Origin of the sequence: Mycolicibacterium celeriflavum, assembly GCF_010731795.1 — a bacterium.
Lineage (GTDB): Bacteria > Actinomycetota > Actinomycetes > Mycobacteriales > Mycobacteriaceae > Mycobacterium > Mycobacterium celeriflavum.
In genome coordinates this window covers 2,782,193-2,794,664 of sequence record NZ_AP022591.1, presented here as the reverse complement: position 1 = coordinate 2,794,664, position 12,472 = coordinate 2,782,193, and the positions used below count along the sequence as shown (strand labels likewise).

14 protein-coding genes are annotated in these 12,472 nt (G+C 65.8%); 9 read left to right on the top strand and 5 right to left on the bottom strand.

The genetic code is table 11. From position 1 onward, the window contains the following. Positions 1–4: 4 nt before the first annotated feature. The 6 genes from adh to G6N18_RS13635 are packed head-to-tail and all read left to right on the top strand — an operon-like array spanning position 5 to position 4,560. On the top strand, positions 5–1,528 hold the full coding sequence (gene adh, locus G6N18_RS13660; RefSeq protein WP_083006782.1) for an aldehyde dehydrogenase: 1,524 nt from the start codon (positions 5–7) through the stop codon (positions 1,526–1,528). Between the two features lie 31 nt (positions 1,529–1,559). Beyond that, on the top strand, positions 1,560–2,102 hold the full coding sequence (locus G6N18_RS13655) for a DUF779 domain-containing protein (RefSeq protein ID WP_083006741.1): 543 nt from the start codon (positions 1,560–1,562) through the stop codon (positions 2,100–2,102). A 36-nt stretch (positions 2,103–2,138) separates the two neighbouring features. Then, complete coding sequence (locus G6N18_RS13650; RefSeq protein WP_083006786.1) at positions 2,139–2,417, top strand: putative holin; 279 nt, start codon at positions 2,139–2,141, stop codon at positions 2,415–2,417. Further along, on the top strand, positions 2,410–2,889 hold the full coding sequence (locus G6N18_RS13645) for a hypothetical protein (protein WP_083006743.1): 480 nt from the start codon (positions 2,410–2,412) through the stop codon (positions 2,887–2,889). Before G6N18_RS13650 ends, G6N18_RS13645 begins: the two co-directional genes overlap by 8 nt. Positions 2,890–2,899: 10 nt before the next feature. Continuing rightward, positions 2,900–4,294 (top strand): dihydrolipoyl dehydrogenase, encoded by a 1,395-nt coding sequence (gene lpdA, locus G6N18_RS13640; protein WP_083006746.1) that lies wholly within the window; start codon positions 2,900–2,902, stop codon positions 4,292–4,294. After that, the gene (locus G6N18_RS13635) at positions 4,291–4,560 is read left to right on the top strand and encodes a hypothetical protein (protein WP_083006748.1); all 270 of its coding nucleotides are present in this window, start codon (positions 4,291–4,293) and stop codon (positions 4,558–4,560) included. The genes lpdA and G6N18_RS13635 overlap by 4 nt, the downstream gene beginning before the upstream one ends. Before the next feature lie 4 nt (positions 4,561–4,564). Here G6N18_RS13635 and G6N18_RS13630 read toward each other — a convergent pair whose 3' ends face one another. Further along, entirely contained in the window at positions 4,565–5,116 is a 552-nt protein-coding gene (locus tag G6N18_RS13630; protein ID WP_067220449.1) for a carboxymuconolactone decarboxylase family protein, read from the bottom strand. A 10-nt stretch (positions 5,117–5,126) separates the two neighbouring features. Next, entirely contained in the window at positions 5,127–6,548 is a 1,422-nt protein-coding gene (ramB, locus tag G6N18_RS13625) for an acetate metabolism transcriptional regulator RamB (protein WP_083006750.1), read from the bottom strand. Positions 6,549–6,673: 125 nt separating this feature from the next. On the opposite strand from ramB, the gene G6N18_RS13620 reads away from it, so the two are divergent. The 3 genes from G6N18_RS13620 to G6N18_RS13610 all read left to right on the top strand — a co-directional run bounded on the left by G6N18_RS13620 (position 6,674) and on the right by G6N18_RS13610 (position 9,884). Continuing rightward, positions 6,674–7,450, top strand: a complete 777-nt coding sequence (locus tag G6N18_RS13620; RefSeq protein WP_083006788.1) for an acyl-[acyl-carrier-protein] thioesterase — start codon at positions 6,674–6,676, stop codon at positions 7,448–7,450. 267 nt (positions 7,451–7,717) lie between these two features. Beyond that, a complete protein-coding gene (gene aceA, locus G6N18_RS13615) occupies positions 7,718–9,004 on the top strand; it encodes an isocitrate lyase (RefSeq protein ID WP_083006752.1) in 1,287 nt (428 codons plus the stop codon). Positions 9,005–9,029: 25 nt separating this feature from the next. Continuing rightward, positions 9,030–9,884, top strand: a complete 855-nt coding sequence (locus G6N18_RS13610; RefSeq protein WP_083006754.1) for a 3-hydroxybutyryl-CoA dehydrogenase — start codon at positions 9,030–9,032, stop codon at positions 9,882–9,884. Positions 9,885–9,947: 63 nt separating this feature from the next. Here G6N18_RS13610 and G6N18_RS13605 read toward each other — a convergent pair whose 3' ends face one another. The 3 genes from G6N18_RS13605 to G6N18_RS13595 all read right to left on the bottom strand — a co-directional run bounded on the left by G6N18_RS13605 (position 9,948) and on the right by G6N18_RS13595 (position 12,447). Then, complete coding sequence (locus G6N18_RS13605; protein ID WP_067220434.1) at positions 9,948–10,775, bottom strand: PDDEXK-like endonuclease domain-containing protein; 828 nt, start codon at positions 10,773–10,775, stop codon at positions 9,948–9,950. A 122-nt stretch (positions 10,776–10,897) separates the two neighbouring features. Then, positions 10,898–11,743, bottom strand: a complete 846-nt coding sequence (locus G6N18_RS13600; protein WP_083006756.1) for a polyphosphate kinase 2 family protein — start codon at positions 11,741–11,743, stop codon at positions 10,898–10,900. Next, entirely contained in the window at positions 11,740–12,447 is a 708-nt protein-coding gene (locus tag G6N18_RS13595) for a TetR/AcrR family transcriptional regulator (RefSeq protein ID WP_083006759.1), read from the bottom strand. Before G6N18_RS13595 ends, G6N18_RS13600 begins: the two co-directional genes overlap by 4 nt. Between the last annotated feature and the right edge of the window lie 25 nt (positions 12,448–12,472).

The following is a 12,472-nucleotide window of genomic DNA, read 5'->3' as shown; positions in this document are numbered from 1 at the left end:
TCTGATGACCGTCTACGCCCGCCCTGGTTCAGCAGACGCCCTGATGTCCTACGAGTCGCGGTACGGCAACTTCATCGGCGGCGAATGGGTCGCACCCGTCGGCGGGGAGTACTTCGAGAACCCGACGCCGGTGACGGGACAGCCGTTCTGCGAGGTGGCGCGTTCCACCGAAGCCGATATCGACAAGGCGCTCGACGCCGCGCACGGTGCCGCGCCGGCCTGGGGTAAGACCGCGCCAGCCGAGCGCGCGAACATCCTCAACAAGATCGCCGACCGCATCGAGGAGAACGTCGAGTCGCTGGCGCTGGCCGAGTCGTGGGACAACGGCAAGCCGATCCGCGAGACGCTGAACGCCGACATCCCGCTGGCCGTCGACCACTTCCGGTATTTCGCCGGTGCCATTCGCGCGCAAGAGGGCTCGCTGAGCCAGATCGACGACGACACCGTCGCCTACCACTTCCACGAACCGCTCGGCGTGGTCGGCCAGATCATTCCGTGGAACTTCCCGATTCTGATGGCCACGTGGAAGCTCGCGCCTGCGCTGGCAGCGGGCAACGCGGTCGTCCTCAAGCCCGCCGAGCAGACCCCGGCGTCGATGCTCTATCTGATGTCGTTGATCGGCGATCTGCTGCCCGCGGGTGTCGTCAACGTCGTCAACGGTTTCGGGTTCGAGGCGGGCAAGCCGCTGGCGTCGAGCAACCGGATCGCCAAGATCGCGTTCACCGGAGAGACCACCACCGGCCGCCTGATCATGCAGTACGCCTCGCAGAACCTGATACCCGTCACGCTGGAGCTCGGCGGCAAGAGCCCGAACATCTTCTTCTCCGACGTGCTGGCCGCCGCCGACGACTACCAGGACAAGGCGTTGGAGGGTTTCACGATGTTCGCCCTCAATCAGGGCGAGGTGTGCACGTGCCCGTCGCGCAGCCTGATCCAGGCCGACATCTACGACGAGTTCCTCGAACTCGCCGCCATCCGCACCAAGGCCGTCCGGCAGGGCGATCCGCTGGACACCGAGACGATGATCGGTTCGCAGGCGTCCAACGATCAGCTGGAGAAGGTGTTGTCCTACATCGAGATCGGCAAATCCGAGGGCGCCAAGATCGTCACCGGCGGCGAGCGCGCCGAACTCGGCGGCGACCTCAACGGCGGCTACTACATTCAGCCGACGATCTTCGAGGGCAACAACAAGATGCGGGTCTTCCAGGAGGAGATCTTCGGGCCCGTCGTCGCCGTGACGTCGTTCACCGACTACGACGACGCGATCGCCGTCGCCAATGACACGCTGTACGGGCTGGGCGCCGGTGTGTGGTCCCGTGACGGCAACACCGCCTACCGGGCCGGTCGCGACATCAAGGCGGGTCGCGTCTGGACGAACTGCTACCACGTGTACCCCGCGCACGCGGCGTTCGGCGGCTACAAGCAGTCCGGCATCGGCCGCGAGAACCACAAGATGATGCTCGACCACTACCAGCAGACGAAGAACCTGCTGGTGTCCTACAGCAACAAGGCGCAGGGCTTCTTCTGATGAGCGCTCGCGCGAGGAAGCGACAGACGTGATGAGTGATTTCGGTGTCGAAGCCGTCGCTGATCGACGGTTTGAGCACCGAAGTCGCGTTCCGCCGCCGCACCGCGCGCTGATCACCGCTGCCGCTGCCGACCTGCTGCGCCGCCTGCAGGACCGGCACGGCGCGCTGATGTTCCACCAGTCCGGCGGGTGTTGTGATGGCTCGTCGCCGATGTGCTACCCCGACGGCGAGTTCGTCGTCGGCGACCGCGACGTGCTTCTCGCGGTGCTCGACGTGGGCGAAGGGGTGCCGGTGTGGATCTCCGGGCCGCAGTTCGACACGTGGAAGCACACCCAACTGGTGATCGACGTCGTACCCGGCAGAGGCGGCGGCTTCAGCGTCGAGGCGCCGGAGGGCATGCGGTTCCTGTCGCGCGGCCGGGCGTTCACCGACGCCGAGAACCGGTTGCTGGCCGAACAACAGCCGATCACGGGTGCGGGCTTCGCGCGTGGTGAGCGCCCACCGCCGTCGGACACCCACATCGTCGTTGACCCAATCGATGCGTGTCCGATACCTAACGCGCCGAGCGGCTGACGGGCTGACCGCGGCTATCCGCGTAACCTCGTGATCGTGATCCCGCTGCCTCGGGCGTGGTTGCTGACCAGCGCCCTGCTCGTCGGCACGGCGGTGGGGCTGATCCTCGGGATCGCCTCGACGCTGGTGGTCGACGCTGCCATCCGGCCCGACGTCGTCGTTGCGCTCGTCGTCGGCGTGCCAGGCGCGGTCGGCATGTTGGCGATTCTGTTGTCCGGCCGGCGCTGGGTGACGACGCTCGGCGCGTTCCTCCTCGCGATTGCACCCGGCTGGTTCGGGGTGCTGGTGGCTATCCAGGCGGTGCACGGTGCCTGAACGAACCGACACACTGGCCGGCGATCCGACGCAGCCGTATACGCCGACATTCCAAACGGACGAATTCGAGGCGCTGAGCGCCGTCGTCGAACAGGTGCCCTCGGAGCCGTTACCCGTCCCGGCTCATCCCGTGGTGGTTCCCGGCAACTACCAGTACCTCAAGCGGTGGCAGTTCGTGCTCGTCGTCGCGGGCGTCTGGGCGCTTTCCGCAGCGGCCGGTTGGGGCCTCTACCACTGGTGGTACCACTCGATCGACAAGACGGCGCCGGTTTTCGTCGTGCTGGTATTCGTCATCACGTCGACGGTGGGCGGCCTGCTTCTCGCGATGGCGCCGAACAGACCGGTGGTGACGGCGCTGGCGACCGCGGTGATGTCGGCGCCGCTGGCGGCGGTGGCGGGCGCGGCGGTACTGCACGGTCTCTACTTCTGCGAATGGGCAAGCCGGTGTTTCGTGGGCCTCATTCCCTATTAGGGTTGGCTGGGTGACCCACTATGACGTCGTCGTTCTCGGAGCAGGCCCTGGCGGATACGTCGCGGCCATCCGCGCCGCCCAGCTCGGACTGAACACCGCCATCGTCGAACCCAAGTACTGGGGCGGCGTCTGCCTCAACGTCGGTTGCATCCCGAGCAAGGCGCTGCTGCGCAACGCGGAACTCGCGCACATCTTCACCAAGGAGGCCAAGCAGTTCGGCATCAGCGGGGAGGCGACGTTCGACTACGGCGTCGCATTCGACCGCAGCCGAAAGGTCGCGGACGGCCGGGTCGCGGGTGTGCACTACCTGATGAAGAAGAACAAGATCACCGAGATTCACGGCTACGGCAAGTTCAAGGACGACCACACGCTCGAAGTCGACTTGAACGAGGGCGATACCGAGACCGTCGAGTTCGACAACATCATCATCGCCACCGGCAGCAGCACCCGCCTGGTGCCCGGTACGTCGCTGTCGGAGAACGTGGTGACCTACGAAGAGCTCATCATGACGCGCGAGCTGCCGAAGTCGATCGTCATCGCCGGCGCGGGCGCGATCGGCATGGAGTTCGGCTACGTGCTGAAGAACTATGGCGTCGACGTCACGGTCGTCGAGTTCCTGCCCCGCGCGCTGCCCAACGAGGACGCCGAGGTCTCCAAGGAGATCGAGAAGCAGTTCAAGAAGCTGGGCGTCAAGGTGCTCACCGGTACCAAGGTGGAGTCGATCGACGACAGTGGCGGTGAGGTCACCGTCACGGTCAGCAAGGACGGCGACTCCCAGGAGATCAAAGCTGAAAAGGTGCTGCAGGCAATCGGTTTCGCGCCGAACATCGAGGGCTACGGGTTGGACAACACCGGCGTCACCGTGAGCGAGCGCAAGGCCATCGGCATCGACGACTACATGCGCACCAACGTGCCGCACATCTACGCGATCGGTGACGTCACAGGCAAACTGCAACTGGCGCACGTCGCCGAGGCGCAGGGCGTCGTCGCCGCCGAAACCATCGCGGGGGCCGAAACCCTGCCGCTCGGGGACTACCGGATGCTGCCGCGCGCGACGTTCTGTCAGCCGCAGGTCGCCAGCTTCGGGCTCACCGAGGAGCAGGCGCGCGAAGAGGGGTACGACGTCAAGGTCGCCAAGTTCCCGTTCACCGCGAACGCCAAGGCGCACGGCGCCGGCGACCCCAGCGGCTTCGTCAAGCTGATCGCCGACGGCAAGTACGGCGAGCTGATCGGCGGGCACCTGATCGGCCACGACGTCTCCGAACTACTTCCGGAACTCACGCTGGCGCAGAAGTGGGATCTGACCGCCACCGAGTTGGCCCGCAACGTGCACACGCACCCGACCATGTCCGAGGCCCTGCAGGAGTGCTTCCACGGGCTGCTCGGCCACATGATCAACTTTTGAGAGCGATCTGGGTCGCCGGCATCGGCGGACTGGTGGTCGGCCATGTCCTGTGGCTGGCCGGCATTTCGCTTGCCACGGCCACGTCGGACGTCAGCACGTGGGTGCTCGTCGTGGCCGCGGTGTCGTTCGTCGGCGGCGCGGTGGCCGCGTGGCTGGGGCGGCGGGCTTATGAGCGCAAGGCCGAGGTGTGGGCCGCGTTTCTGTGGGGCCTGCCCGTCTCACCTGTACTGCTGTCGCTGATCGTGCTCGGCATCACTTACCTTTAGCCGGCTAATCCGAAAAGTCCAGCGGCACTTTAAGAGTGGTGATCGTGGCGGCCAGCCCGTCGTATTGGGCGGCGAGCATGCAGAACTCGATCAGCTGCGGCTTCGTGAGGTGTCTGGCGAGCACGGCCCAGGTCTCTGCCGACACCCCGCGGGTCACGACGAACTCGTCGGTGGCGGTGATCAACGCACGTTGACGGTCGGTCAGCCCCTCGGCGTCGGGTCCCTCGAAGATCTTTTTCTGCAAGTCGGCGCCGATGCCGCGGGTGCGGGCCAGGCGGCGATGCTGCTGCAGTTCGTATTCGCAGTCACGCAGGTGCCCGACGCGCAGGATCACGGTCTCGGCGTCGCGCACCGGCAGTTTGCTCAACAGCCCCAGCAGCATCCCGCTGTAGGGCAGCCACGCGAGGAACAGAAGCCGGTGCTGGCCAAGCACATTGAACAGGCTGAACCGGGGTGCCCTGATGGCGCGGGCGCCGAGCTTGGCGATGGCCCAGTTGAGGGGGCCGAGTTCCTTGAATCCGCCGGGCGCAATGCGCGCCGATTCGATTGCGCTCACCGCTGCGAGTCTAGGGCTGCTTGACCAGATACGGCGAGACCGTGCTGCGGTGCTCGTCGATGTCGAGCGCACGGCCGAGTGCGGGGAAGGCGCGTTGCGGGCAGTTGTCCCGCTCGCAGACCCGGCAGCCCGCGCCGATCGGCGTCGCCACCTCACCGGAGAGGTCGAGTCCCTCCGAGTAGACCAGCCGGTGCGCGTGCCGCAACTCGCAGCCGAGGCCGATCGCGAACGTCTTACTCGGCTGACCGTAGCGCTGCGCGCGGCGTTCGACCGTGCGCGCGACCCACATGTAGTTGCGCCCGTCGGGCATCTGTGCGATCTGCACTCCGATCTTGCCCGGATAGGCGAACGTCTCGTAGACATTCCACAGCGGGCAGGTGCCCCCGCTCGACGAGAAGTGAAACCCGGTGGCGGACTGCCGTTTCGACATGTTGCCCGCACGGTCGACCCGGACGAATGACAGCGGCACCCCGCGCATCGAAGGACGCTGCAGCGTCGAAAGCCGGTGCGCGATGGTCTCGTAGCTGACCGAGTAGAACGCCGACAGCCGCTCGACGTCGTAGCGGAAGTTCTCGGCCACGTCGTGAAACTGTGCGTACGGCAACACTGTTGCGGCTGCGAAGTAGTTGGCCAGCCCAAGCCGCGCCAACCGAGTCGACTCCTCGCTGGTGAACTTGCCCTCGGCGACGAGCTTGTCGATGAGGTCGCCGAACTCGAGATACCCCAACTCGGTGGCCATCTTGAACACGGTCTGCCCCGACGAGAGGTGGTTGTTGATCTCCAGCGTTTTCGTCGTCGGGTCGTATCGGTGCAGGACGGTCTCGCCGAGGTCGGTGCGGCGCGAGATGCGTACGCCGTGCACCATCGTCAGCCGGTCCGACAGCTGGCGCGCCAGCTCGGAGCGCTGCATCCGCATCCGGATGGTGAGGTCCTCGGCGGCGGTGTCGAGCTCGTGCAGGTAGTTCTGCCGCTCGTAGAAGTAGTCGCGCACTTCCTCGTGCGGCATCGTGATCGACCCGGTTCCGCTGCCGCCGGCGCCGGAGAACCGGTCCTCGGTGGCGGCGGCGAGTCGGGTGTTCGCCAACTGGTAGCGGCGGTGCAGGTTGACCATCGCGTGCGCCACGTTGGGGTGGGCAGCCACCAGGTCCGCGATCTCGCCGAGGTCCACGTCGATGTCGAGGTCCCGGTCCAGCGTGACCTCGCGCAACTCCGCCACCAGCCGGGTGTCGTCCTGCGAGGCGAAAAACGTCGCGTCGACGCCGAACACCTCGGTGATGCGCAGCAGCACGGCCACGGTCAGCGGCCGCACGTCGTGCTCGATCTGATTGAGGTAGCTCGGCGAGATGTCGAGCATCTGCGCCAGCGCGGCCTGGCTGAAGCCGCGCTCGCTGCGAAGTTGTCGAACGCGGGCGCCGACAAACGTTTTCGCCACGTCAACCAGCGTAGCAACGCTGTGAAGGCGCTCTTCGCATTGTTGGCAGATCGGGTGCTGTGGCAGGATCGGCCTTCGTGAGCAGCAAGCAGGGCCCCGGGGCTGGGCAGGGTCTGGCGAAGGCCATGATGCCCGTCCCTGATCCGCACCCCGACGTGTTCGACATCGAGTGGCCGCTGCGGGTCGCCGATGTGGATCGGCAGGGCCGGCTCAAGTTCGACGCCGCCACGCGACACATCCAGGACATCGGCTCGGACCAGTTGCGTGAGATGGGGTTTCAGGAGACTCACCCGTTGTGGATCGTGCGCCGCACGGTGATCGACATGATCCGCCCGATCGAGTTCCAGGACATACTCCGGCTTCGCCGCTGGTGCTCGGGCACGTCGAACCGGTGGTGCGAGATGCGGGTTCGCATAGAGGGTAGGCGGGCAGGCCTCGTGGAGTCGGAAGCCTTCTGGATCAACATCAACCGCGAGACCCAGGGGCCGGCGCGCATCTCCGACGACTTCCTCGAGGGGTTGCGGCGCACGACGGACGTCGACCGGCTGCGGTGGAAGGCGTACCTGTCGGCGGGTAGCCGCGACGACGCCGACGAGATCACCGACTACCCGATCCGGGTCAGCGACATCGACATCTTCGACCACATGAACAACTCGGTCTACTGGTCGGTCATCGAGGACTACCTCCACCATCACCCGGAGCTGGTGCACTATCCGCTGCGGGTGGCGATCGAGCACGACGCGGCCGTCGCGCTGGGCGACAAGATGGAGATCCTCAGCCACATCCACCCGCCGGGGTCGACGGATCGATTCGGTCCGGAGCTGACCGATCGCACTGTTACAACGCTCACATACGCGGTCGGGGAAGAGGCGAAAGCCGTCGCGTGCATCTTCACCCTTTGATGGTGGCGGCTAAACAGTACGGGCGTACTGACCTGCGCAAATCCACTACTCACGGGTAACTTCTGAACCGGTTAAGGTAGCAGTCGCCTTCGCAAACTTTGCAAATATCCGGCAGCCATTGGCGAAACTTGGCAGGCGAAATGGCTGGACCTGCGCTAACGGCTTGAGGCATCCTCGTATCAGCGGAACGGTGAGACCGTTTAGGCGTTAACAAGCCGGGAACTCCGGCGGCGCCGCAGCGAAGTTGATCAGATTCGAAGGAGCACCATGTCAAGCGTTGGTAAGCCGAAAAGCGCCGAGGAGATCCAGAAGGACTGGGACACCAACCCGCGCTGGAAGAACGTCACCCGCGAGTACAGCGCTGCGGACGTCGTCGCGCTGCAGGGCAGCGTCGTCGAGGAGGCCACGCTGGCCCGCCGCGGCGCCGAGGTGCTGTGGAACCAATTGCACGACATGGAGTTCGTCAACGCGCTCGGTGCGCTGACCGGCAACATGGCCGTTCAGCAGGTGCGCGCCGGCCTGAAGGCCATCTACCTGTCGGGTTGGCAGGTCGCCGGTGACGCGAACCTGTCCGGCCACACCTACCCGGACCAGAGCCTGTACCCGGCCAACTCGGTGCCGCAGGTGGTGCGTCGCATCAACAACGCGCTGCTGCGCGCCGACGAGATCGCCAAGGTCGAGGGCGACACCTCCGTCGAGAACTGGCTGGCGCCGATCGTCGCCGACGGTGAGGCCGGCTTCGGTGGTGCTTTGAATGTGTACGAGCTGCAGAAGGCGATGATCGCTGCCGGTGTCGCGGGCTCGCACTGGGAGGACCAGCTCGCGTCCGAGAAGAAGTGCGGCCACCTCGGCGGCAAGGTGCTGATCCCCACCCAGCAGCACATCCGCACGCTCACCTCGGCCCGCCTGGCCGCCGACGTGGCCGACGTCCCGACCGTCGTCATCGCGCGCACCGACGCCGAGGCCGCCACCTTGATCACGTCCGACGTCGACGAGCGCGACCAGCCGTTCATCACCGGTGAGCGCACCAAGGAAGGCTTCTATCGCGTGAAGAACGGCATCGAGCCGTGCATCGCTCGCGCCAAGGCCTACGCGCCGTATGCCGACCTGATCTGGATGGAGACGGGCACCCCTGACCTCGAGCTGGCGAAGAAGTTCGCCGAGGGTGTGCAGGCCGAGTTCCCCGACCAGATGCTGGCGTACAACTGCTCGCCGTCGTTCAACTGGAAGAAGCACCTCGACGACGCGACGATCGCGAAGTTCCAGAAGGAGCTCGGCGCGATGGGCTTCAAGTTCCAGTTCATCACGCTGGCCGGCTTCCACGCCCTGAACTACTCGATGTTCGATCTGGCCTACGGCTACGCCCGCAACCAGATGAGCGCGTACGTCGAGCTGCAGGAGCGCGAATTCGCCGCCGAGGAGCGCGGTTACACCGCGACCAAGCACCAGCGCGAGGTCGGCGCCGGCTACTTCGACCGGATCGCCACCACCGTCGACCCGAACTCTTCGACGACCGCGCTGGCGGGTTCGACCGAAGAGGGTCAGTTCCACTAGGCCGCTGAGGGTAAGTTGCTAGCCCGTGAGCATTGAACGGGTAGGCGTCGTCGGCGCCGGGCAGATGGGGTCGGGCATCGCAGAGGTGTCCGCCAAGTCCGGCGCCGACGTCGTCGTCTACGAGCCTTCCGAAGAGCTGGTCGAGGCCGGCCGCAAGCGCGTCACCGGATCACTGGAGCGAGCCGCCAGCAAAGGCAAGCTCTCGGAGAGCGATCGCGACGCAGCGTTGGCGCGGTTGACGTTCACCACGTCGCTTGCCGACCTGGCGGACCGTCAGCTGGTGATCGAGGCCGTCGTCGAGGACGAGGCCGTCAAGGGCAAGATCTTTGCCGAGCTCGACGAGATCGTCACCGATCCGGACGCCGTGCTGGCGTCCAACACGTCCAGCATCCCGATCATGAAAATCGCTGCGGCGACGAAGAATCCGAGTCGCGTGCTGGGGCTGCACTTCTTCAACCCGGTGCCGGTGCTGCCGCTGGTGGAACTGGTCAACACGCTGGTCACCTCGGAGGGTGCGCTGCAGCGGACGGCCGCGTTCGCGAGCGAGACGCTGGGCAAACAGGTCGTGCGGTGTTCTGACCGTTCGGGTTTCGTGGTCAACGCGCTACTGGTGCCGTACCTGCTGTCGGCGATCCGGATGGTCGAGGCGGGTGTCGCGACGGTCGAGGACGTCGACACGGCTGTGGTGGCGGGTCTTTCGCATCCGATGGGCCCGTTGCGGCTTTCCGATCTGGTCGGGCTCGACACGATGAAGCTGATCGCCGACTCGATGTACGACGAGTACAAGGATCCGCACTACGCTCCGCCGTCGCTGCTGCTGCGGATGGTCGAAGCCGGCCAACTGGGCAAGAAGTCCGGCCGCGGCTTCTACTCCTATTAGCGCCGAGCGCACGGCCCGCGTACGTCTTTGGCGCTTTTCCGTACCTGGAGCGTGCACTCGGCGCTAGAGGTCTAGGAAAGCTTTGACCCGTGCGACGATGCGGTCTTGCTCGCAGCGCAATTGTCGTGAGCTCACCCGCACGATCGACCAGCCCTGGCTCGCCAGGAATTCGAGGCGTTCGATGTCGGCGGCGTAGTCGTCGGGGTTCGTAAAGTGACGTTCCCCGTCGTATTCCACGCCTACCAGGCAATCCGGCCAGCCCATGTCGATACGCCGACGCCCCACCGGAATCTGGGTAACCGGTCGCGGCAGGCCCGCCCGAACGAGTAGCAGCCGAAGCCGCGTCTCCTGCGGAGATTCGGCGCCACCGTCGACGAGGTCCAGCGCGGCGCGCAGGCGGCGAACTCCGCGTGCGCCGGGATAACGCTCGGCGATGGCCTCCACTCCCGCGGGTTTGGCCCAGGTTGCGTTCAGCAGTGCGTCGATGCGAACGATGGCGGTGTCCACGGGGAGTCGACGGCCCAGGTCGAAGGCCGTGCGTTCAGGCGTGGTGCAAGCGAAGCCGTCCAAGTACTCGATTTCGTCATCGGCGAGCACGTCGCTGCGGACGACGATCCCGTCGGTCGCCGGCCGGCGCGTGTGGGCGATCTCGACCGGTGCATCCTCAGGAATCCACTTGCTGCCGAGGATCGCAGCCGCCGAATGCCCGACGAGTGTGGCCCGTCGACCCGACCACAGCCACGCTGCGTAGGCCCGATCGCGTGGCGTCAGCGTCAGCCCCGTGGGCGCGTACACGTCGCGGTGCAGCCTCACGTATCGGCGGGCAAGCCCGCGCCGCGTCACCGCACCCGACGCCAACGCTTCTGAGCCGAGGATGACGTCGCAGCGCATCTGTCAATCGTCGGGCCTCGCGGGGCGCCCCGAGCGCACCAATTTTCTGTCCTGTCGCCGAGAGCACGGCCCGCGTACGGCTTTTGTGGTTTTCCGTACCTGGAGCGTGCACTCGGCGGAGGCTAGGAGGACAGGAGCCGCTTGCGCTCCGCCGCGATGTCGAAATCCGCCGCCGGATAAGACAAGTCGAAACTTTCGAGAGCCCGAATCAGCAACTCGGTGACGGCGAGGCGGCTGTACCACCTACGGTTGCACGGCACCACGTGCCACGGCGCGTAATCCGTCGACGTACGATCGAGCACCGCCTGGTAGGCCTCCTGATACTGGGGCCACTTGCTGCGTTCGTCGACATCGCCGGGGTTGTACTTCCAGTATTTCGTCGGGTCGTCGAGCCGCTCGAGCAACTGCTTCTTCTGCTCCTCGAGCGAGATGAACATCGCGACTTTCACCAGAGTCGTTCCGCCGTCGACGAGTTCACGCTCGAACGCGTTGATCTCGTCGTATCGCGGTCCCCACACTTCGGGCGGCACCAGGTTGTGCACCCGCACGATGAGGACGTCCTCGTAGTGCGACCGGTCGAACACGCCGATGTGTCCGGGCGGTGGCAGTGCCCGCCGGATGCGCCACAGGAAGTCGTGCTCGAGTTCTTCCGGTGTCGGCTTGCCGAACGCGGTGTAGCGTACCCCCATCGGATTCACTGCGCCGACAACGTGTTTGACGATTCCGCCCTTCCCCGCGGCGTCCATGCCCTGTAGCACCAGCAGCACCGAGCGGGAGTCCTCGGCGGCCTTCCAGTTCGCGTAGAGCATCTCCTGCAGCTCGGCCAGCCGGGCGCTGCGATCGGACTGTGCCGCGGCCCCATCGCTTTTCGACCCGCGGAAGCCCGGCGTGCCCTCGGGGTCGATGTCGGCCACCTTGTCGCCTGCACGGAACCTCAGCGCCTCGGCGATCTCGGAAGTGGACGTCACTGGTTGGTCCGCGGAGGCGGCAGCACCGGCGACGGGTGTGGCTGCTTGCGGAATCGCTCCAGCGATCCGCCCACTTCGACGATGCCGCACAACGCATTCCACGACAGCATGGTGAGGTAGTCGATCAGTTCGTCCGAACTCATCCGCGGGTTCGACATCCACGAGTGCGTGGCCAGCTGCACACCGCCGACCGTGTGGTAGGCCCACGGCTCGATGCCGCCGGTCTCCATGTCCACCTCCACCATCCGGCGCCGCAGCATGACCGCCAGCATGCGCGCGATGATGTTCTCGGATGTCGCGACCGCTTGGTTCTTGCTCGCCGAGTTGTTCGCCATCACGAACCGGTAGGGCTCCGGCTCGGCGGCCACAGTTTCGACGTACACGCGGATGATCTCGCGGGTCAGCGCGAAACCGTCCAGGTTCGACGACAGCGCGGCGGCCATGTTCGGGATCAGCGTGGTCTGCGCGAATCGCATCATCACCGCGGTGGTGAGGTCGTTCTTGTCGACGAAATAGCGGTACAGCACCGTCTTCGAGACGCCGATCTCCGCGGCGATCTCGTCCATGCTGACGTTGCTGCCGCGGCGCCGGATAGCCTCCAGCGTGCCATCCACCAGCTCGTTGCGGCGTTCCACTTTGTGCTGGTGCCATCGCCGCTTGCGGCCGTCCGTCTTGACCGCGATCGCTTCGGTCTGCTGTGCCACTTTCCCCGTGATCCGTTCGTTGTCC

What these genes read in the sequence shown, in the direction of transcription:
- adh (WP_083006782.1), top strand. Translation starts at nt 5, where the DNA reads ATGACCGTCTACGCCCGCCCTGGTTCAGCAGACGCCCTGATGTCCTAC.
- G6N18_RS13655 (WP_083006741.1), top strand. Translation starts at nt 1,560, where the DNA reads ATGAGTGATTTCGGTGTCGAAGCCGTCGCTGATCGACGGTTTGAGCAC.
- G6N18_RS13620 (WP_083006788.1), top strand. Translation starts at nt 6,674, where the DNA reads ATGATGCCCGTCCCTGATCCGCACCCCGACGTGTTCGACATCGAGTGG.
- aceA (WP_083006752.1), top strand. Translation starts at nt 7,718, where the DNA reads ATGTCAAGCGTTGGTAAGCCGAAAAGCGCCGAGGAGATCCAGAAGGAC.
- G6N18_RS13605 (WP_067220434.1), bottom strand. Translation starts at nt 10,775, where the DNA reads ATGCGCTGCGACGTCATCCTCGGCTCAGAAGCGTTGGCGTCGGGTGCG.